The 19,825-nt window shown below is 73.1% G+C and carries 19 protein-coding genes and 1 tRNA gene; 12 read left to right on the top strand and 8 right to left on the bottom strand.

Annotated features, from left to right (window positions below; genetic code table 11):
- Nucleotides 1–6: 6 nt before the first annotated feature.
- Complete coding sequence (locus ACH4FX_RS26435) at nucleotides 7–1,380, top strand: cytochrome P450 (protein WP_398482937.1); 1,374 nt, start codon at nucleotides 7–9, stop codon at nucleotides 1,378–1,380.
- 398 nt (nucleotides 1,381–1,778) lie between these two features.
- Nucleotides 1,779–3,395 (top strand): ABC-F family ATP-binding cassette domain-containing protein, encoded by a 1,617-nt coding sequence (locus tag ACH4FX_RS26430; RefSeq protein WP_398482936.1) that lies wholly within the window; start codon nucleotides 1,779–1,781, stop codon nucleotides 3,393–3,395.
- A gap of 169 nt (nucleotides 3,396–3,564) precedes the next feature.
- Here the strand turns inward: ACH4FX_RS26430 and ACH4FX_RS26425 are convergent, their stop codons facing one another.
- Nucleotides 3,565–4,284 carry an HAD family hydrolase gene (locus ACH4FX_RS26425; RefSeq protein WP_398482934.1) on the bottom strand — a complete coding sequence of 240 codons (720 nt, stop codon included), beginning with the start codon at nucleotides 4,282–4,284 and terminating at the stop codon, nucleotides 3,565–3,567.
- Between the two features lie 144 nt (nucleotides 4,285–4,428).
- Here ACH4FX_RS26425 and ACH4FX_RS26420 point away from each other — a divergent pair, with 144 nt between their 5' ends.
- Nucleotides 4,429–4,920 carry a DUF6314 family protein gene (locus tag ACH4FX_RS26420; RefSeq protein ID WP_398482932.1) on the top strand — a complete coding sequence of 164 codons (492 nt, stop codon included), beginning with the start codon at nucleotides 4,429–4,431 and terminating at the stop codon, nucleotides 4,918–4,920.
- Here ACH4FX_RS26420 and ACH4FX_RS26415 read toward each other — a convergent pair.
- Nucleotides 4,822–5,028, bottom strand: a complete 207-nt coding sequence (locus ACH4FX_RS26415) for a hypothetical protein (RefSeq protein ID WP_398482930.1) — start codon at nucleotides 5,026–5,028, stop codon at nucleotides 4,822–4,824. The genes ACH4FX_RS26420 and ACH4FX_RS26415 overlap by 99 nt on opposite strands.
- Nucleotides 5,029–5,361: 333 nt before the next feature.
- Complete coding sequence (locus ACH4FX_RS26410; protein WP_398482928.1) at nucleotides 5,362–6,627, bottom strand: DegT/DnrJ/EryC1/StrS family aminotransferase; 1,266 nt, start codon at nucleotides 6,625–6,627, stop codon at nucleotides 5,362–5,364.
- A gap of 160 nt (nucleotides 6,628–6,787) precedes the next feature.
- Between ACH4FX_RS26410 and ACH4FX_RS26405 the strand changes: the two genes are divergently transcribed.
- From ACH4FX_RS26405 to ACH4FX_RS26385, 5 genes are all read left to right on the top strand, one after another.
- Complete coding sequence (locus tag ACH4FX_RS26405; protein WP_398483130.1) at nucleotides 6,788–7,612, top strand: class I SAM-dependent methyltransferase; 825 nt, start codon at nucleotides 6,788–6,790, stop codon at nucleotides 7,610–7,612.
- A gap of 342 nt (nucleotides 7,613–7,954) precedes the next feature.
- Nucleotides 7,955–9,052 carry a phenazine biosynthesis protein gene (locus ACH4FX_RS26400; protein ID WP_398482926.1) on the top strand — a complete coding sequence of 366 codons (1,098 nt, stop codon included), beginning with the start codon at nucleotides 7,955–7,957 and terminating at the stop codon, nucleotides 9,050–9,052.
- 1 nt (nucleotide 9,053) lies between these two features.
- Nucleotides 9,054–10,535 (top strand): aldehyde dehydrogenase family protein, encoded by a 1,482-nt coding sequence (locus ACH4FX_RS26395; protein ID WP_398482924.1) that lies wholly within the window; start codon nucleotides 9,054–9,056, stop codon nucleotides 10,533–10,535.
- Between the two features lie 233 nt (nucleotides 10,536–10,768).
- Nucleotides 10,769–11,803, top strand: a complete 1,035-nt coding sequence (locus ACH4FX_RS26390; RefSeq protein ID WP_398482922.1) for a DUF1611 domain-containing protein — start codon at nucleotides 10,769–10,771, stop codon at nucleotides 11,801–11,803.
- A 66-nt stretch (nucleotides 11,804–11,869) separates the two neighbouring features.
- A complete protein-coding gene (locus ACH4FX_RS26385) occupies nucleotides 11,870–12,721 on the top strand; it encodes an SMP-30/gluconolactonase/LRE family protein (protein WP_398482921.1) in 852 nt (283 codons plus the stop codon).
- 26 nt (nucleotides 12,722–12,747) lie between these two features.
- On the opposite strand, the gene ACH4FX_RS26380 is transcribed toward ACH4FX_RS26385, so the two are convergent.
- From ACH4FX_RS26380 to ACH4FX_RS26365, 4 genes are all read right to left on the bottom strand, one after another.
- On the bottom strand, nucleotides 12,748–13,959 hold the full coding sequence (locus ACH4FX_RS26380; RefSeq protein WP_398482919.1) for an MAB_1171c family putative transporter: 1,212 nt from the start codon (nucleotides 13,957–13,959) through the stop codon (nucleotides 12,748–12,750).
- Nucleotides 13,956–14,474: a toxin gene (locus tag ACH4FX_RS26375; protein WP_398482917.1), complete on the bottom strand. Its 519-nt coding sequence runs from the start codon at nucleotides 14,472–14,474 to the stop codon at nucleotides 13,956–13,958. Before ACH4FX_RS26375 ends, ACH4FX_RS26380 begins: the two co-directional genes overlap by 4 nt.
- Before the next feature lie 53 nt (nucleotides 14,475–14,527).
- The gene (locus ACH4FX_RS26370; RefSeq protein WP_398482915.1) at nucleotides 14,528–14,968 is read right to left on the bottom strand and encodes an XRE family transcriptional regulator; all 441 of its coding nucleotides are present in this window, start codon (nucleotides 14,966–14,968) and stop codon (nucleotides 14,528–14,530) included.
- A gap of 462 nt (nucleotides 14,969–15,430) precedes the next feature.
- Nucleotides 15,431–15,518, bottom strand: a tRNA-Leu gene (locus tag ACH4FX_RS26365).
- A gap of 231 nt (nucleotides 15,519–15,749) precedes the next feature.
- Between ACH4FX_RS26365 and ACH4FX_RS26360 the strand changes: the two genes are divergently transcribed.
- The 3 genes from ACH4FX_RS26360 (at nucleotide 15,750) to ACH4FX_RS26350 (ending at nucleotide 18,521) form a co-directional block, all read left to right on the top strand.
- Nucleotides 15,750–17,075: a M20/M25/M40 family metallo-hydrolase gene (locus ACH4FX_RS26360; RefSeq protein ID WP_398482913.1), complete on the top strand. Its 1,326-nt coding sequence runs from the start codon at nucleotides 15,750–15,752 to the stop codon at nucleotides 17,073–17,075.
- Between the two features lie 189 nt (nucleotides 17,076–17,264).
- The gene (locus tag ACH4FX_RS26355; protein WP_150240554.1) at nucleotides 17,265–17,498 is read left to right on the top strand and encodes a chaplin; all 234 of its coding nucleotides are present in this window, start codon (nucleotides 17,265–17,267) and stop codon (nucleotides 17,496–17,498) included.
- A 144-nt stretch (nucleotides 17,499–17,642) separates the two neighbouring features.
- Nucleotides 17,643–18,521, top strand: a complete 879-nt coding sequence (locus tag ACH4FX_RS26350) for a chaplin (RefSeq protein ID WP_398482911.1) — start codon at nucleotides 17,643–17,645, stop codon at nucleotides 18,519–18,521.
- Between the two features lie 212 nt (nucleotides 18,522–18,733).
- Here ACH4FX_RS26350 and ACH4FX_RS26345 read toward each other — a convergent pair whose 3' ends face one another.
- Complete coding sequence (locus ACH4FX_RS26345; protein ID WP_018537156.1) at nucleotides 18,734–18,922, bottom strand: DUF5703 family protein; 189 nt, start codon at nucleotides 18,920–18,922, stop codon at nucleotides 18,734–18,736.
- Nucleotides 18,923–18,969: 47 nt separating this feature from the next.
- Here ACH4FX_RS26345 and ACH4FX_RS26340 point away from each other — a divergent pair, with 47 nt between their 5' ends.
- Nucleotides 18,970–19,677 carry a hypothetical protein gene (locus tag ACH4FX_RS26340; protein ID WP_398482909.1) on the top strand — a complete coding sequence of 236 codons (708 nt, stop codon included), beginning with the start codon at nucleotides 18,970–18,972 and terminating at the stop codon, nucleotides 19,675–19,677.
- Nucleotides 19,678–19,825: the final 148 nt, after the last annotated feature.

Here is a 19,825-nt window from a genome sequence, read left to right as displayed (position 1 = left end):
GGCCTCATGACCCTCACCATACGAACCGGCCCGGCGATACCGGGACCCAAAGGAGTCCCGTTCCTGGGCTCGATGTTCGACCTGCGGCGCAGCACGCTCGACACCTTCGCGCGCGCCCGGCGCGACCACGGCGACCTGGTGCGCTTCACGGCGGGTCCGCCCGGCCTGCGCAGCGTCTTCTACGGGGTGTTCTCGCCCGAGGGAAGCCAGCGCATCCTGGCCGCCGAGGCCGCCAACTTCCGCAAGGACCACCCGTTCTACGAAGAGGTCCGGCAGTCCTTCGGCAACGGCCTGCTCACCAGCCAGGACGCCGACTACCTGCGCCAGCGGCGGATCGTGCAGCCGCTGTTCACCAAGCGCCGGGTGGACGACTACGCGGCGGCCGTCTCGGCGGAGGCGCAGGCCGTCGCGGAGCGCTGGCGGACGCCGCCCGGCGGCACGGTGGACCTGGTGGGCGAGATGAACCGGCTCGCGCTGCGCACGGTCTCCCGCATCCTGTTCGGCACGGACGTGGAGGCCGCGGTCGCCACCGTGCACCGCTGCTTCCCGGTGATCAACACGTACGTGGTGCGGCGCGGCTTCTCGCCCCGCAACCCGCCGCGCCACTGGCCCACCCCGGCCAACCGCCGGGCCGCCGCCGCGACCGCCGAACTGCACGCGGTCTGCGACCGGATCGTGGCCGAGCGGCGGGCCGCCGGGGAGTCCGGCGACGGCACCGACCTGCTCACGCTGCTGACCCGCGCGGGCAACGCGGCGGACGGCAGCCTGGACGCCACCGAACTGCGCGACCAGGTGCTGGTCTTCCTGCTGGCCGGACACGAGACGACCGCGACGTCCCTGGCCTTCACCCTCCACCTGCTCGCCCGGCACCCGGAGGAACAGGCGCTGGTACGGGCGGAGATCGACGCCGTCCTGGGGGACCGCGCACCGGACGCCGCCGACCTGGAGCGGCTGCCGCGGCTGACGATGGCCCTCAAGGAGGCCATGCGGCTGTACCCGGCGGCGCCCGTGGTCAGCCGGCGCGGCGTCGCGGCCACCGAGATCGGCGGGCACCGGATCCCGGCCGGGGCCGACGTGATCGTCTCGCCGTGGGTGACCCACCGGCACCCCGGCCTGTGGGAGGACCCGGAGCGCTTCGACCCGCGGCGGTTCACCCCGGAGCGCGAGGCGGCGCGCCACCGCTACGCGTGGTTCCCGTTCGGCGGCGGCCCGCGGGCGTGCATCGGGCAGCATTTCTCGATGTTGGAGTCGGTCCTGGCGGCGGCCGTGCTGCTGCGCTCGTACGAGCTGACGGCGGTCGACCGGGACGTGCCGCTCACCGCCGGGATCACCCTCCAGGCGACCGGCCCGGCCCGGGTACGGCTTCACGCGCGAGACTGACGGCGGGGCAGGGCGCGGGGCGGTGGTGCTGCCCCGACCGGCTCCGGGGCCGGGCGCGGGGCGGGCTCTTGGGGGGCGACAGCAAACGCAACAGAAATAGCGTTTGCCTTTTCGCGGCGCCCGCCGTACCGTTCTTCTCGGCCCCATTGCCGTCGATTGGAGAAGGCCGTTGCTCGTCTGAGGTCATGAGACACCGCGCCCACGGCGCGAGGTGCGACAGCGCGCGAAGAGCGCGCCCGGCACCCGTCGTGCGGCCTGTCCGCGACCTCGGCGATCCGCAAACACGGCCCGCCCGCCCCCGGCCCACCGCTCCCGGTGCCGCCGCCCGGCTCTCGTGGACCTTCCCGTGGTGTCTCCCGCGCTGTCCCTGTTCTGCCACGCGCATCGAGGAGACCCGTATGACCACCTCTTCCACCACCGCCGCCGCCATCGTCTGTGCCGGCCTCGGCTTCGCCTGGCCCGACGGCACGCCCGTCCTGGAGGACTTCGACCTGACCGTCGGCCCCGGACGTACCGGCCTCATCGGTCTCAACGGCGCAGGAAAGTCGACCCTGTTGAAGCTCTTCGCCGGAGAGCTGGAGCCCGCCGAAGGGACCGTGAAGGTCGCCGGCGAGGTCGGCTACCTGCCGCAGAACGCCGCCCTGGACACCGCGCTGCGGGTGGACGCGGCCCTCGGCATCGCCGGGACCCGCGCCGCCCTGCACGCCATCGAGGACGGCGACGTCAGCGAGGCCAACTTCACCGCCGTCGGCGACGACTGGGACGTCGAGGAGCGCGCCCGCGCCACCCTCGACCAGCTCGGCCTGCACGCCATCGACCTCGACCGCACCATCGGCGAGGTCTCCGGCGGCGAGTCCGTCCTGCTGCGGCTGGCCGCGCTGCTGCTGCGCCGCCCGGACGTGCTCCTGCTGGACGAGCCGACCAACAACCTGGACCTGGCCGCCCGCCGCAGGCTCTACGCCGCGGTGGAGGGCTGGTCCGGCGTCCTGGTCGTGGTCAGCCACGACCGCGAACTGCTCGACCGGGTCGACCGCATCGCCGACCTGCGCGGCGGCGAGGTCCACTGGTACGGCGGCAACTTCACCGCCTACGAACAGGCGCTCGCCGTCGAGCAGGAGGCGGCCGAGCGCATGCTGCGGGTCGCCGAGGCCGACGTGGCGCGGCAGAAGCGTGAACTGGCCGATGCGCACGTGAAGCTGGCGCGCCGGGTCCGGTACGGCAACAAGATGTACGCCCAGAAGCGCGAGCCGAAGATCGTCATGAACGCGCGCAAGGCCGCCGCCGAGGTCTCGGCCGGCAAGCACCGCAGCCTGCACGCCGAGAAGCTCAAGGAGGCCAGGGAGCGGCTGGGCGAGGCCGCCGAGGCGGTGCGGGACGACGACGAGATCCGCGTCGACCTGCCGCTCACCGATGTGCCGCCGGGCCGCGGCGTGCTGACCGTACGGGGCCTGCGGGCCCGCTACGGCGCGTACGCCGACATCGAGCTGCGCGGCCCGGAGCGGGTCGCGCTCACCGGACGCAACGGCTCCGGCAAGACCACGCTGCTGCGGACGCTCGCGGGCGAGATCCCGCCCGAGGAGGGCGAGGCGGAGATCCACGTACCGCACCGCTTCCTGCCGCAGCGGCTGGACGTCCTCGACGACGGGCTGACCGTCGCCGAGAACGTCGCGCGGTTCGCCCCGGACGCCACCAACAACGTGGTGCGGGCCCGGCTGGCGCGGTTCCTGTTCAAGGGCGCCCGCGCCGACCAGCGGGCGGGCACGCTCTCCGGCGGCGAACGCTTCCGGGCCACCCTCGCGGCCCTGATGCTGGCCGAGCCCGCGCCCCGGCTCCTGATGCTGGACGAGCCCACGAACAACCTCGACATGGCCTCGGTACGCCAGCTCGTCACGGCCCTCGACTCCTACCGGGGCGCGCTGATCGTGGTCAGCCACGACGTGGCGTTCCTCCGCGAGATCGGCATCACCCGCTGGCTCGCGCTGGACGGTGAACTGACCGACACCGAACCGATGTGATGCCGAACGGGCCCGAAACCGAACGGATTTGATACCTAGCCGATCTGATACCGAACCGAAGTGACACCGAACCGAAGTGACACCGAACCGAAGTGACACCGAACCGAAGTGACACCGGGCGGCGCACGGCACCCGCCATGCGCCGCCCCGCAGCGGCGAGCAACCTCCGCTAGAAGTGCCGCAGCAACTCGCCGAACTTCTCCAGGTGGAGCACCTTCTCGTCGGCCGGGTCCAGCACACCGTGCTCCAGCACCCACGTGTTGTCGTTCGGGATGAACACCGCGTTCAGGCCCGCTTCCCGGGCCGGCAGGATGTCCGACTTGGGGGAGTTCCCGATCATCCAGGTGACCGACGCGGTCAGCCCGTGCGACCGCACCAGCTCCCGGTAGGTGCCGACGTTCTTCTCCGGCACGATGCGCACATCCCGGAAGTGGTGGGCCAGCCGCGAGACCTCCACCTTCCGGCGCTGCTCCGCCGCCTCGCCCTTGGTCAGCAGCAGCAACTCGTGCCGCCCGGCCAGCTCCGCCAGCGTCTCGGCGACCCCGGGGATCAGTTCCACCTCGTCCGCCTCGAAGGCCCGCGCCCAGCCGGCGATCCGGGCCAGCTCCGCCTCGCTCGCCGACCGCCGCCGAACCTGCCGTACGCACTCGCCGAGGCTGCGCAGGAACACCTTGCTGCCGTAGCCGTGCACCGCGGCGTTGGCGGCCTCGATCTCGTCCAGCAGGGCCCGTACGCCGTCCCGGCCCAGCTCCGGATGGTCCAGCCAGGTCAGGAACTCCTCGATGACCCGCTCGAAGATCACGTTGTTCTCCCACAACGTGTCGTCGGCATCGAAGACCAGCACCTGTCGCGCCCGGCGTGTCCCGGACCCGCCGCCCACTGCGCCCACACCGTCTCCTCGTGCTCCTCGTCGTCCGGACCGGCCCCGCACCCCGGCCCCGCGGCACCCTACTGACCCGGCGGACGCGCCCGCACCGCAATTGTCCGGCGGCCCGCCCACCGCTCCGGAGCCGCCACCGGGGACAATGACGCCATGTCGACAGAGCACGACGGCACGCCCGCACCCGGCGGCCGGCACCCGGTCCCGGACACCGCCGCGTACCTGGCCGGACGGTGGTCCGTCGACCGCACCGTGCTCGACGTCCGCACCGGTACGCAGGGCACCTTCCACGGCACCGCGCACTTCCGCCCCGAGGACCCCGACGAGGGCACCGCCCTCCTCCATGCCGAAGAGGGCGAACTGACCTGGAACGGCACCACCGCCCCGGCGACCCGCACCCTGCGCCTGCACCCCCACCCCGACGGCACCGCCACCGTCACCTTCGCCGACGGCCGTCCCTTCCACGACCTCGACCTCCGCACCGGCCACTGGACCACCCACCACCCCTGCGCCGCCGACCGCTACGAGGGCGACTTCACCGTCGCCTCACCGACGGAGTGGCACCTGTGCTGGAAGGTGACCGGCCCGGCCAAGGACCAACTGCTGCGCTCGGTGTACCGGAGAATGGGTGGCCTGGGGGAGTGACGGGCCCCTGGCACCGGCGACGCGGAACAGCAGGACGGGCTGTTCGTCGAGCGGCACGAGTTCCCGGGCCCGCCGGACCTGCACCTCACTCAGGTCCACACCGGTCACGGCATGCCCGGCGGCACTCAGGGCCCGCGCGACGGGGCCCGCACCCGCACCCCAGGTCGAGTACGTCGTCGGCCCGGTGGCTCCGGCCAGGCGGCAGTCTGCTCGCGATCACCGGTCACGGCGCCTGGACCGGGACCGAGGAGAACTGGCTCGGTGCCGGTGCTCCCATGTGGTGGAGCCATTCCGGCAGGCAGGCGTACCGGGAGTGGATCACGGCCGGCGGGCTCGTCGTGGAGGCGGAGGAGTTCGTGCCGGAGGGGGACGGTGGCCATGCGTCGTTCTGGGCGCGGCGGCCTGGGGGGGCGGGGCCGGTGGGGCGACGGTCTGGCGGGGTCACGGTTTCGGGCCCCAGTCCTCCGGGTCGAGGACGGCCGCCATCCGGGCCAGCGCCCGTTCCGGCATACCGGGGCGTAGCGGCAGGCAGACGGCGTGCCGTACGAGGTGGGCGGCGGTCCGCGCGCCCTGCCGGCGGCCGGGTGGTGCCGGTACGGCGCCCAGGGAGGCCGGGCGCGCGGCGTCGAAGCCCACGGAGCGCAGGCGGGCGATGGTCGCGTCGGGGTCCCGGGTGGGGACGGCGCACAGCCAGTACGTGTGCACCGGTGCGCTCGCGCCGTACACCAGCGACGGGTCCGGCAGGCGGGCCGCGAGCCGCCGGGCCACCGCCGCCCGCCCGGCCACCGTCCGCGTCGTGTCCGGAGCGCGCAGCCGCCGGTCCAGCAGGTCGAGCAGCGCGGGGCCGGGGCGCTGCCGGATCGCGGGCAGGAGCTCCGTACCGGCGAAGGCACCCACCGTGCTCTGCAAGCCGCTCGCGTGGTCGCGCCCCAGCAGCCCGGCGGCGGCCACCAGGCCGGTGTAGACCGGCCGTGCGGTGAGCAGTGCCAGCAGCGCGTACTTGGCGACCCGGCGGGCCTGCGCGTCCTGCCCCTGTACCGGCCACTCCCTGTGCAGCGCGCGCATCGCCGCCAGCAGACCCGGATTCCGTACGACGGCCACCGCGCCGCCCAGCGCCGTCGCCGTCTTGATCGGGCCGAAGCTGAACAGCGACACGTCCGCGCCCGGGCTGCCCCGGAAGTCCGGGCCGCTGTATGCCTGGGCGCAGTCCTCGACCAGCAGCCAGCCGCGCCGTGCGGCCAGCTCCGCCAGCGGCCCCAGCGGGGCCTGGGTGCCGAAGAGGTGGGCGACGACGACGGCCCGCGTCCGCTCGGTGGCGGCTGCCGCCCACTGCTCGGCGGTCGGCAGCAGCGTGCCCGCGTCGAGGTCCACCGGGACCGGCACCAGACCGTGTTCCATGACGATGCGCCACATGTCGGGGATCGTGACGGCGGACATCAGCACCTCGCTGCCGCGCGGCAGCGAGGCGGCGGCCAGCGCCAGATCCAGCGCGCTGCGCACCGACAGCGCTGCCAGACAGCGCTCGTCTCCGGCACCCCCGCCCGCGGCCCGCGCGCCGCCGTCCGCCGCCCCCCTTTCCATGCACCCGTCAGCGAACCGCCGTTCCACGGCAGCCGCCCACCGGTCGGCATCCCCGCCGCGGGCGCAGGCCGCCATCCCGTACGCGAGATCCGGCCACCCGATGTCGAAGTTCTTCGGTGGATACACCGCACACACCTCCTCGCCGGGACAGACGCACGGCAACGCCGCGTACCTGACGCGCGGCGCTCTGTATCGGGCATCCGTTCGCGGGCCGCCGGGTAGGGAGACCGGTGTGACTACTGAGGACAGCACACTTCCCGGGGGCGGCGTCCCGACGACCGAGGCCATGCTGCGCGCCAACCAGGCGAACTGGGATGCCCGTACGCCGGTGCACGTGGCCAGCGACTTCTACGGCCTGGACGGCTCGCGCACCGCCGACGACTGGTTCGCCCCCTTCGAGTGGGACGACCTCGGGCCCCTGGAAGGGCGGGATGTCCTGCACCTCCAGTGCCACCTGGGCACCGAGACGCAGGCGTTCGCCGAGCGGGGCGCCGCGCACACCGTGGGCCTGGACTTCTCCGGCGCGGCCGTGGCGCAGGCGCGCCGGCTGGCGGCGGACGCCGGACGGGACATCGAGTTCGTGCAGGCCGATGTGCACCGGGCCGCCGAGGCGCTGGACGGCCGCCGCTTCGACGTGGTCTACACGGGCAAGGGCGCGCTCTGCTACCTGCCCGACCTGTCCCGCTGGGCGCAGGTGATCGCCGGGCTGCTGCGGCCGGGCGGCACGCTGTACGTGGTCGAGTTCCACCCGCTGCTCAACTCCCTGGGCGCCGTACCGGACCCGGACCGCGCTCCGGGGGACGAACAACTGCTGCTCGCCCACGACTACTTGGCGGGCCGGGGCGCCATCCGCAGCGACACGCCGTACACGTACACCGACGGGCCGCCCGTGGAGGGCGCGACGACCAGTTACGAGTGGCGGCACGGGCTGGGGGAGACGGTCGGCGCGGTGATCGGCGCGGGGCTGACGGTGGACCTGCTGCGGGAGACGGACCTGCTGCCCTGGAAGCGCTTCGCGGCGATGGAGCAGGCGGACAACGGCTGGTGGCGGCTGCCTCCGCGGCAGCCGCATGTCCCGCTGATGTTCGCGTTGCGCGCGACCAGGCGCTGAGGCGTACGGGGCCCGGCCGTACCTGCCGCGCCCCGGAAGACGCGGAAGCGGAATCCGCGGGGCGGGTCCGGCGGGAGCCGGTCTCCACGCGGTCATCAGCGGGGACCCGGTTCAAGCCAGCCCCCGTGCGCTTCAAGCCGGAATGACCCGGGCCGCATTGCACCGACAAACATCCCATGATCGGGTGGATCTCACCGGACGGGCCCGACGGGCCGGAGACACCGGGGGCCGGACGCCGCCGCGCACCCGGACCGGGAGCCGGTGTCCCGTGGCCGTCGCCGCCCGGGCCGCCGGGACCGCCCGGCGCCCGACCGCACGCAGCCAGCAGAGAGGTGAACCAGCATGCGCGACGTGGATGCCGTACTCGGCACGCCCTGGCACGAACTGCCGTCCCCCGACGCCGTCGTGGCCGCGGCCATGGAGTGGCACTTCGACCCGGCCACCGGCTCCCGGTTCTGGGTGGAGCGCGCCGCCTCGCTGCCCTTCGACCCGCGCAAGGACATCACCACCGTCGCCGACCTGAACCGCTTCCCCAACGTCAGCGCCGAGTGGCGGGACCTGCCGGTCGAGGACCTGATGCCCGCCGGGCTGCGCGGCCTCGGCAGGCTGCCGTCCGTCTGGGAGAGCGGCGGCACCACCGGCGCCCCCAAGCGGATCGTCGACCTCGGCCAGTGGGACCGCAACACCCGCTGGTGGTCCGAGGTCCTCGACGAGCACGGCTTCCCCTCGCACGACGGCAACCTGCTCTTCCTCGGCCCCACCGGCCCGCACGTCGTCGCCGAGGCGGTGCGCGGCCTCGCCCGGCTGCGCGGCGCGGTCTTCTTCCCGGTCGACCTCGACCCGCGCTGGGTGCGCCGGTGCCTGAAGGACGGCCACACCGACATCGCCCGGCACTACGTCGACCACATCCTCGACCAGGCCGAACGGGTCCTCGCCTCGCAGCGCGTCTCCCTGCTGTACGCGACCCCGCCCCTCCTGGAGGCGATCGCCGAACGCCCGCGGCTCGCCGGCCTCGTCCGCGACCAGGTGCGCGGCATCCTGTGGGGCAGCACCTCGATCGACCCCGAGACGCTCCGGCTGCTGTCCGCCGAGGTCTTCCCCGACGCGGCCGTCAGCGGTCTGTACGGCAACACGATGATGGGCGCGGCGCCTCAGCGGCCCGCGGCGCCCGGCGACCCCCACCCGTGCGTCTTCCAGAGCTTCCAGCCGTACGTGCACCTGTCCCTGCTCGACCCGGACGACCTCTCGCGCGAGGTGGCGTACGGCGAGCGCGGCCGGGTGTGCATGCGCCAGCTCAGCCCGGAGGTGCTGCTGCCGCACGTCCTCGAACGGGACACCGCGATCCGCGTCGCGCCGGTGCCGGGCTACGCGGGCGACGGCGTGGCCGACGTGCAGCCCTTCACCGACGGCCACACGAAGATCATCGAGGGGGTGTACTGAGGTGGCCGGCGACCTGGCGGACACCCCGGACGGCACCGGCTGCGACATCGACGTCGAGCGGCCCACCGGACCGTACCGCTCCGCCCACCGCACCACCCTGACCGACGTCACCGGCCGCCCGGCCGGCGAACTCTCCCTCGCGCCGCCCCTGCTGATCCGCCAGGTGATCAACGAGATGCGCGCCGCCCCCGAACAGCCCACGGAAGACCGCCTCGCGGCCCTGGCGCGGGCCGGGGAGCTGTTCGCCACGGCGACCCTCGACGGCGAGACCCCGGACGCCTACTGCCGCCGCCAGGCGCTGGTCTCCGGGCTGCCCGCCGCCGTCGCCCGCCGCACCCTCGACGCGGTGGCACGCACCGGGCGCGCCGCGGCGGACACCCTGGCCGCGCAGCGCCCCACCGGAGCCGTACCCCTTGCCGACCTGCCCCTCGGCGGCCCGCCCGCCGCGGGCCGGACGCGTGCCGGTGCGACGGCGGTGTGGGCACGCAGGGGAGACGTGCTCGGTGTCCTGGCGCCCGGCAACCACCCGGCCACCCACCTGGAGTGGCTCGGCGCCCTCGCCCTCGGCCACCGGGTGGCCGTACGCCCCTCCCAGCGCGACCCGTTCACCCCGCGACGGCTGGTCCGGGCCCTGCGGGAGGCCGGTCTCACCCCCGGGTACACGGCGCTGCTGCCGACCACCCATGAGCACGCGGACGCCCTCGTCGAGCAGGCCGACCTCGGGCTGGTCTACGGCGGTGACGGCGTCGTCGCCCGCCACGCCGACAGCCGGCGGGTGCTCGCGCAGGGCCCCGGCCGCTCCAAGGTCCTGATCACCCGGGACGTGCCCTGGCGCGCCCATCTGGACACCGTCGCCGACTCGGTCGCCGCCGACGCCGGGGTGCAGTGCCTCAACGCCAGCGCCGTCCTGTGCGAGGACGACGCTCCGGCACTCGCGCACGCCCTGGCCGAACGGCTCGCCCGCCTGCCGCTGCTGCCGCCGGACCACGCCGACGCGGCCCTGCCCGTCCGGCCACTGGACGAGGCCCGCCGCCTCGCGCGGCAGCTGCACGATACAGCCGGGCCGCACCTGGTGTCCGGGGCGCACCCGGAGTCCGGGCCGGGCACGGATCCCGCCGAACGGTTCCTCGCCGACCTGGGGGACGGCAGCGCCGTCCTGCGGCCGGTCGTCGTCCCCCTCGACAGCGCGCGGGACCCGCGGTTCGGCGTCGAACTGCCCTTCCCGTACGCGGCCGTGGCGCCCTGGGGTCCCGAGCTGCGCCCCGCCGCGTTCGGCCGCACGCTGGCCCTCACGGTGCTGAGCGAGGACGCGGACCTCGTACGGGAATGCCTCGCGAGCCCACTGATCCGCAACGTCCACTGGGGCGCCGTCCCCACCCACTGGTCCCGCCCCGGCCTGCCGCACGACGGCGCCCTGGCCGAGTTCCTGATGGAGAGCAGGACCTTCGCCGGGGAAGCGGCGGTCAGCGGGCCGGGTATGTGACGCGCCGTCACCGAAACGCGGTGGTGGTACGGGCGGACGGCGGCGCGTGCGGGCCACCGCCGTGCCCCCGCCGTCCCGCCGCCGCCGAAGCCGCGCGGAATGCGGCCGGGAGTCTTTCCCCGGCCACCGGCCGGCTTTCGGCAAGGTCATCACCGGCATTCCGCGCGCGAGTTCCGGTGGGTAGGGTTCCGGGTATGGTCCTTTCCGGGTTTCCGCGGCTTCCACTCCGTTCCGTGCTCTTCGCCGACGGGGTTTTCGGCCTTCTCGAAGGCAAGACGGCGCAAGGGGTGCTGCGGCACAGCACCGTCCTCGAAACGGTGGCGGTCGTCGACCGCCTGCACACGTCCGGCAGTACGGCGTCCGTGGTGCCCGGCACCGACGTCCCGGTCGTCTCCTCGCTGGAGGAGGCCCTGCGTCACCAGCCGGAAGCGCTGGTGGTGGCGATGACCGAGTCCGACCACGTCGAGGTCGTGGACGGCGAGGTGCGGCACGCGCCGCGGCAGCCCGGGGACCTGCCGGATTTCTGGTGGGACCAGATCGCCACCGCCGTCCGCAACGGCCTGCACGTCATTTCCTGCCTCCACCTCCAGCTGCGGCACACGGAATTCGCCGAAAAGACGGCGGACGGCCAGCAGCTGGTCGATGTCCGCCGCCCGTACGACGAGTTGCCGAAGTATTCCGGGCGGCAGCGGCGCAATCGCGCCAAACTCGTGCACGTGGCGGGCAGCGACTGTGTCGTGGGAAAGCGGACCGTCGCCCTCCAATTGCACCGGGAGGCCCAGGCGCGCGGTATCGACTCCGGATACATCGGCACCGGCCAGACCTGCCTGCTGGCCGGCTGCACGGAAGGCGCGATCATCGACCGCACCCCCGTCTTCCAGGCGGCCGGGCTCGTCGAGCACCTGGTGCAGCGCGCCGATCCCCGGCACGACCTGCTGATCATCAAGGGCCAGGCGTCCGTGCTGCACCCCGCCTTCGGCGGCCTGGCCACCGCCATCCTCCAGGGCTCCCAGCCCGACGCGGTGGTCTTCGTGCACGACCCGCGCCGCGCGCAGCGCTACCACTGGGAGCACCTGCCCGTGCACGACCCGCGCAGCGAGATACGCATCGTCGAGGAGCTGGGCGGCGCCCCGGTCGTCGCCGTCGCCACCCGCGGCCGGGAGAACGTGGCCAGCCTGCGCTCCCTGGGCCTGCCGGTCGTCGACGTCCTCGACGGGGACGGCACGACGGTGCTGATGGACGCGCTCGGCCCCGTACTGACCGGATGAACCGGCGCCGCTCCCGGCCCGGTTCCGGGAGCGGCGCCCCGGCCCGCGAACCCCGTTCCGAGGAGAATGTGCACTGTGAGTGTTGAAGTGGCCCTGGCCGTACGGGCGCACTTTGCGGAATGCCCGACCTGGGACGCCCGGGACGGCACGCTGCTGTGGGTGGACATGAACAACGGCGGGATCCACCGCTACCGCCCCGCCGACGGCGCCGACACGGTCACCGAGGTCGACCAGCCGGTGGCGGCGGCGCTGCCCCGGGCCGACGGCGGTCTCGTCCTGAGCCTGCGCGACGGCGTCGCGGTGACCGGCCCGGACGGGACCCGGCGGTGGCTGACCGAGTGGTCGGAGCAGGGCGTGCGCGGCAACGACGCGAACACCGACGGCCGGGGCCGCCTGTGGGTGGGCACCATCGCCGGGGAGACCGCGCCCGGCTGGCTGGCGCGGATCGACGCCGACGGCACCGCGCACACCGCGGCCACCGGCATCCGGCTGAGCAACGGCATCACCTGGAGCCCGGACGGCACCCGCATGTACTACGTGGACACCCCGACCCGCCGCATCGACGTCTTCGACTACGACCCGGACACCGGCAAGGCGGCCAACCGCCGTGTGCTGACCGACGTCACCGGCACCGACGGCCTGCCGGACGGCATGTGCACCGACACCGACGGCGGTGTCTGGGTGGCGCTCTTCCGCGGCGGCGCGGTCCGCCGCTACGCCCCGGACGGCCGGCTGGACCGCGAGATCACCTTCCCCGCCTCGCTGACCAGCGCCTGCGCCTTCGGCGGACCGGACCTGACCGACCTCTACGTCACCTCGGCCCGCCGGGACCTGGGCGACGTAGAGCCGGAGGCCGGCAACCTGTTCGTGGTGCCCGGGATCGCCCAGGGGCTGCCCGTCGTGCCGTTCGCCGGATAGCGCACCCGCGGGCCCGGGCCGTACGGTCAGCGTCCGGCCCGGGCCACCGCTGGCCGCACCCGCGCGAACGCACGGGACACCTCGACCAGCCACGCCACATCGGCGGAGAAGTCCGGACCGCCCGCCGCGGCGGGGGCCGGCACCCCGTCCGGGCCCGCCGGTCCCTCCGCGGCGGCGGCATCGTCCGCCCCGGGCCCCGGCGGCCGGGGCCCGGCCGCCAGCGCCGCCGCGATGTGCGCCGCCTCCACCTCCGCGTGCCGCTCCGCGGCGGCCCCCTGACCCGGCATCAGCAACGCGCCCGGATCACCGTGGTGCGCGCGCAGCGCCAGACAGCCGTCCCGGATCTCGATCACCCGGCGGTGCAGATGGAAGCGCAGGTCGTACAGGGCGGACAGATCGCTGCCGGTGCTGGACGGCAGGGAGATCTCCGGATGAGCCTGGTGCAGCGCCTGCCACAGCGGGCGCAGCAGCCGGTAACTGCGGTAGTCGGCCAGCCAGCTGCGGGCGGCGGAGACCCGCGGCCCCCACAGCGGGGCGGTCCAGCCGACGATGTTGAGGACCATGCCGATGGTCAGCGTCGTACGGGACACATCGGACCAGCGCAGCGGGTTCCAGCCGTACTGCGTGAGGAAGACGTCGGCGTAGCGCCCGGCCGGATAGACCAGCTCGATGACCGCGCCGGCCGCCGCGATGCGCAGCCCGCGGCGCACCCAGGCGTGGTCGGTCAGCTTGGCGAAGTGCCAGCAGGCGCGGGCCACCAGGACCTTGCCGACCACGAACGCGGTCAGGTACGCGGCCTGGTAGGCGACGAAGAACGGCTGGTCGCCGGGGTGGGTGAAGACGTTGCGCGGCGGCCCCTGGAGGGTCGCCAGGAAGAACAGCACCACCATCGTCACCGGCACCGCGGCCAGGAGCAGCAGCCGCCGCCGGGCCCGGACCCGCGCCTCGGCCGCCGGGTGTATCCAGTGGATGAGCAGGACCTGCTGGCAGGCCAGTACGGCGATGATCCACAGCTGGACCGAGACGTTGTACCAGGTGATGGTGCCGAACAGGGTGCCCGTCCAGCGCGCCGGGGTGGACATGGACAGGTACATCCCCTGGCACCCGAACGAGGCGCACAGCGCGATCAGCCCCGCGTTGCGGCGGTGCCCGCGCAGCAGCGGTACGAGGGTGTAGGCGAACGCGATCCAGCAGGCGAGCGCGGCGATCGGGTACCGGATGTGGGTGATGCCCGTCATGAACCGTCCTCACGGCGCCAGTTCAGCGAACCGTGGATGCGGCCGAGCACGCTGTTGGGGTCGGGCGCGGCCGCGCCCCCGCGTGTGCCGGCCCGCAGCGCCTCCCCGAGGAGAAATGCCATGACCTCGGCTTCCTGTTCCTGGGCGTCCGAGTAGTTCTCGCGGTACAGCAGGTCCTGCACGAGGGACGGGTCGAGGTCCGGGAAGAGGTGGGTCCCGGAGTCGTCGCCGGGGAACCCGACGCCGTGGTGGCCGCAGATCATGTGGGCCAGTTCGTGGGCGATGATGTGTTCCTGGTGGTGCCGGCTGGTCTGCGCCTCGTAGACGACGTAGTCCGTGCCCGGGAAGGACAGCCACAGCCCGCACGGCCCCGAGGTGCCCATCGGCATGGCCACCAGCTGGATCTCCCGGCCCCGTACCCGGGCCAGGTGGTCGCAGAGCAGCGGGAGGTCGTAGGCGGGCGGGAGTCCGAACGACGCCAGCTTTTCCCGGCACTGCCGGCGCAGGGCCTTCATCCCGGAAGACCCTCTGCCGTGGCGGTCACGCCAGGGGAAAGGCATCCGGAGCACTACTCCTCGCTGTCGGCCGGCTGGTTCGGCTGCCGGCCGCGCGACGCGGCCGTGGTGGCGTGCAGCATGCTGACCTCGCGGATGATGCGGGCCAGCGACTTGCGGCCGGAGTCGTCCATGCTCATGGCGCGCAGCGCGATGTCACGGACCTCCGCGTTGCCCATCGCCGAGGCGAGGGCGAGCTGGGAGTCGACGCGGTCGGCGGTGTCGTCGTCGAAGAAGTAGGCCACCGGCACCCGGAAGAACGCCGCGAGGGCCTCCAGGTGGCGCTTGGTGGGGTTGGTGCGCTGGCCGGTGCGCAGCTGCCAGACGTACGTCTTGGAGAACGTACCGCCGCTCAGTTCACTGCACCCGCGCGCGACTTCCTCGTAGGTGTACTCGCGGCCGTTCGCGCGGATCGTGGTGAACAGCTTGTCGACCTTCCCGGCCAGTGACGACATCGGGGCTCCTTCTCATGCGCCGGGGTGAGCTGCCTCGGAGTGCCAACTCATCCTAGTTGACAGGACTCTGGCTTGCACTTAACGTCGGGATCGCGTTAGCAGAGATGAACAGGGTAGTTTCCATGTCCACTCACGCGGACGACGGGGGTGTCCGCATGAGGGGGAGCTCGTCGCGGCGGCGGCCGGTCGCCACGGTCGCACGCCGCCGGCGCGATGAGCCGCGGACCGCACGGATGCCCGTGTGGACGCAGTCCTTGAGCCATTTCTTCCCGCCCTCCCGCCGAATGCGGTTCACTGCCGGTCGTGCCACCGAGTCAGGGGTACGGGGTCCGCGCCGAACGCCGCGCGGGAGGCGGACGGGTCCACCACGAACAGGCCGGTCTGGTGGCGGGCCTCAGGGAGTCCGCGCGGCAGCGGCGCCCCGCCAACGCAGAAAGCCCCAGCTGAGCTGGGGCTTCTTACTGGTGTCCGAGGGGGGACTTGAACCCCCACGCCCGATAAAGGGCACTAGCACCTCAAGCTAGCGCGTCTGCCATTCCGCCACCCGGACCAGGTGTCTGCCGGTCCGGCCCTCGGCCGTTCCGACAGGGAAAACAATAGCAAACGTTCAGGGGTGGTCGATCACGGCCGGGCTCCGTCAGGTCCGCGCCTGTGACCAGCGGATGTCGGGAGTATTGCGGCCTTGGGCGCAGCGCCGCCGAGGGGGAGGATGGCGGTGGACCCCGCCGCGGCCCGGACCCCTTCGGGAGGACGGCGCGGCCGTGAACCATGAGGAGGCAGTGTGAGCGAGTCGCAGCCGGCCCGTACGGTCACCGGCGAGGACGAGGTCGTCGACCTGTGCCGGGACCTGATCAGGATCGACACCAGCAACTACGGCGACCACTCGGGACCGGGCGAGCGGGCCGCCGCCGAGTACGTGGCGGAGAAGCTCGCCGAGGTCGGCCTGGAGCCGCAGATCATCGAGTCGCACAAGGGCCGCGCCTCGACGGTGGCCCGGATCGAGGGCGCGGACCCGTCGCGGCCCGCGCTGCTCATCCACGGGCACACCGACGTGGTGCCCGCCAACGCGGAGGACTGGACCCACCACCCGTTCTCCGGGGAGATCGCGGACGGCTGTGTGTGGGGCCGCGGCGCGGTCGACATGAAGGACATGGACGCCATGACGCTCGCGGTCGTCCGCGACCGCCTGCGCTCCGGCCGCAAGCCGCCGCGCGACATCGTGCTGGCCTTCCTCGCCGACGAGGAGGCGGGCGGCGTGTACGGCGCCCGGCACCTCGTCGACAAGCACCCCGGGGTCTTCGAGGGGGTGACCGAGGCCATCGGCGAGGTCGGCGGCTTCTCCTTCACCGTCAACGAGAACCTGCGGCTGTACCTGATCGAGACGGCCCAGAAGGGCATGCACTGGATGCGGCTGACCGTGGACGGCACCGCCGGTCACGGCTCGATGACCAACAGCGACAACGCGATCACCGAGCTGTGCGAGGCGGTCGGCCGGCTCGGGCGGCACAAGTTCCCGGTACGGGTGACCAAGACCGTGCGGTCCTTCCTCGACGAGCTGTCGGACGCCCTGGGCACCGAACTCGACCCCGAGGACATGGAGGAGACCCTCGCCAAGCTGGGCGGCATCGCCAAGATCATCGGTGCCACGCTGCAGAACACCGCGGCGCCGACCCAACTGGGCGCCGGGTACAAGGTCAACGTCATCCCGGGCCAGGCGACCGCGGCCGTCGACGGCCGGTTCCTGCCCGGCCACGAGGAGGAGTTCCTGGCCGATCTGGACCGGATTCTCGGCCCGCGGGTCAAGCGCGAGGACATTCATGCCGACAAGGCACTGGAGACCAGTTTCGACGGCCCCCTGGTGGCGGCCATGCAGTCGGCACTGAAGGCCGAGGACCCGATCGCACGGGCCGTCCCGTACATGCTCTCCGGCGGTACGGACGCGAAGTCCTTCGACGACCTCGGAATCCGGTGCTTCGGTTTCGCGCCGCTGCAACTGCCGCCGGAGCTGGATTTCGCCGGGATGTTCCACGGCGTGGACGAGCGGGTACCGGTCGACGGACTGAAGTTCGGGACGCGCGTGCTCGACCGGTTCATCGAGCAGAGCTGACGCGAAGTCCCGTGCCGCGGTACGGGACTTCCCCCCGCCCGGCCTCGTACGGAGGCCGGACAATCGCCCAGGCGTGCGTATTTAGCCGGAACGAGTGAATGCCGTCATAGGCTCGTAGCTTCATCACCTTCTCCTCGTTGCAGAGGGTGCGGTCCGCGGCTGGGACCGCATTGCCAACAAGGAGGAATAATGATCAAGAAGGTCGTCGCTGCCGCGGCTGCCACCGGTGGTCTGGTGCTCGCCGGCGCGGGCATGGCCGTCGCCGACGCGGGGACGCAGGGTGCCGCCCTGAACTCCCCGGGTGTCATTTCGGGCAACGCCGTTCAGGTGCCGATCCACGTGCCGATCAACCTGTGCGGCAACACGATTGACATCATCGGGCTGCTGAACCCTGCCTTTGGCAACACCTGCGTCAACGACTGACGCGGTGCCCGAACCCGTAAGGCTGTAATTCCGGTCGGCTCCGGAGTGCGCGCCATGCACTCCGGAGCCGACGGTTGTTCCGGCACGCGGACGTGAGGTGTTCCGCGGGTCATTCGGTAGGTCAAAGGCAGGGGAGACGAACCTATGCGACAGGTCGGGAAAAAGGGCCTGATCACGATGGCGGCAGCGAGCGGCGTACTGGCCGTCGCGGGCGGCTACGCGCACGCGGATTCCGGTGCGCAGGGGAATGCGGCGCATTCCCCGGGGACATTGGCCGGCAATGCCGCCCAACTCCCCGTGGACATCCCGGTGCAAGCCTGCGGAAATTCCGTCAACGTCGTCGGGCTGCTGAACCCCGCCATGGGAAACCGGTGCGACAACGGCGGCGGTTCCCACGGCGGCCGGAACCAGGGCAGGAACGGAGCGGGTGGTTCCGGCGCCCAGGGCTCGGCACAGTCCTCGGCCGGCGTCGCCTCCGGCAACCAGGTACAGGCACCGGTCCACACGCCGGTCAACGCCTGCGGGAACTCGGTGTCGGTCGTCGGACTCGGCAACCCCGTCAACGCCAACGGCTGCGCGGACGAGGGCGGCAGCACCGGCGACGGCACCGGAACCGGTACCGACCACGGCCCGGCGCCGCACCGTCCGGGTCCGCAGGAGCCGCGGCCGTCCGGTGACGGCCCGCGGAACCCGGGCGGCCCCGGCGCCACGGGCGAGGACCGGGCGGGCGAACCGGTGGATCCGGCCACCGGGCAGGCACCGCACACGACGGACACGGCGGGCGCCGTCCAGGAGCGGGGACCGCGTGCCCAGATGGAGGAGTCGGCGCCGCGTACGCAGATCGTCACCCCGCCCAAGGGCGGCAAGGGCGAGAAGGACGCCGGGGGCGGCACGGACGGCTCGGGCGTGGAGCACCTCGCCCAGACCGGCGCGGGTGCGCTCGGCATCGCCCTGCCGGCGAGCGCGGGCCTGCTGATCGGCGGCGCGGTGCTCTACCGCCGCGCGCGTTCCGTACGGGCCTGACGGGTCCGCGGGCGCACGCCGCGGACCGGCCCGGCCGCCGGGCGCGCCGTACGGGCCCCGCGGCGGCCGGTGCCCCACCGGCCTGATCACGGTGTCAGGCCGGTATCACCGAGCGGGCCCCGCGTCGGCGGGGCCCGCTCGGTGATGTCCGGGCGAGGGCCGCGGGCGCGGCGGTCACCCGGTGCGGCGTGTGCCACGGCGGCCGTGGCCGCTCACCAGGTCGCGCGGAGCTGGCGGATGATCCGGCGGCGCAGCCGCACGCGGCGGCTTCCGTCGGGATTCAGGCGCAGGCGGTCCAACTCCCAGTGTCCGTACTCGGCATGGTCGGTCAGCAGGCGTGTGGCGGCCTTGCGGGAGACCCCTCGCGGCACGTACACATCGCAGAATTCGTATTCCGGCATCGCATCTATTGTGCGGGACCCGCCCCGGTACGGATAGCGTCTGCACTATGTCTGATGCTGCGCAGCCTTCCGCTGCCGAGGTACGTGCCGCCGCCGAGGCGGTCAAAGCCGCGCTGGACCGTCACCTCGACGCGGTCGAACACCGCTCGGGCCAGGACGACCCCGCCGTCTACGCCGCGTTCGACGAACTCGCCGCGGCGGCTGAGGCGTACGACGAGCTGCTGTACGACACCTATGACGAGGTCACCCCCTTCGAGATCCCCGGAAACGACACGCTGCCCGCCTACGCGGGGCCGGAGGAACCCAGCGCGCTGAGCGTGCTGATCCGGCGCGACTACGCGGTGGTCGAACCGCAGCGGCTGCTGTCGCAGGCCCAGCGGATCGCCGACCTCGACCCCGAATCGGCCGCCGACGCGGCGGCGGAGGCGCGGGCGGTCAACGGCGGTACGGGAACGGTGGCCGGGGTGGTCGGCAGCAGTGTGCACGCGGCGCTGGGCGTGCTCTTCGGGGAGTTCGAACCGGACGAGATCGCCACCCGGCACAAGGAATTCGGCCTGGAGGAGGGCGACTCCACGCTGTGGGTGGTCGCCGCCGACGAAACGCCGGAACCCGGGGAGTGGCTGTCCGCACCGTTCGACCAGACCGACCCGCAGCGGGTCGTGTGCCGCTTCGACGTCAGCTCCGTCTTCGACGAGGACCTGGGCGCCGACGTGGATGACGACGACGTGCTGGAGAGGCTCGACGGGGAGAGATGAGGGGCCCGGGCGGGCCGGGCGGCACGGACCCCTCGGGTGCGTACCGCCCGGCACCGTACGAGCACGCCGCACGGCTCTTCTGCGAGCGCGCTGCCCGGCACTGGACGGGCGGCGTCCGGCTCCGTGCGAGCGCGCTGCCCGGCTCCGT

Source organism: Streptomyces sp. NPDC018019, assembly GCF_044327805.1.
GTDB lineage: Bacteria > Actinomycetota > Actinomycetes > Streptomycetales > Streptomycetaceae > Streptomyces.
This window is presented reverse-complemented; position numbering and strand designations above follow the sequence as displayed.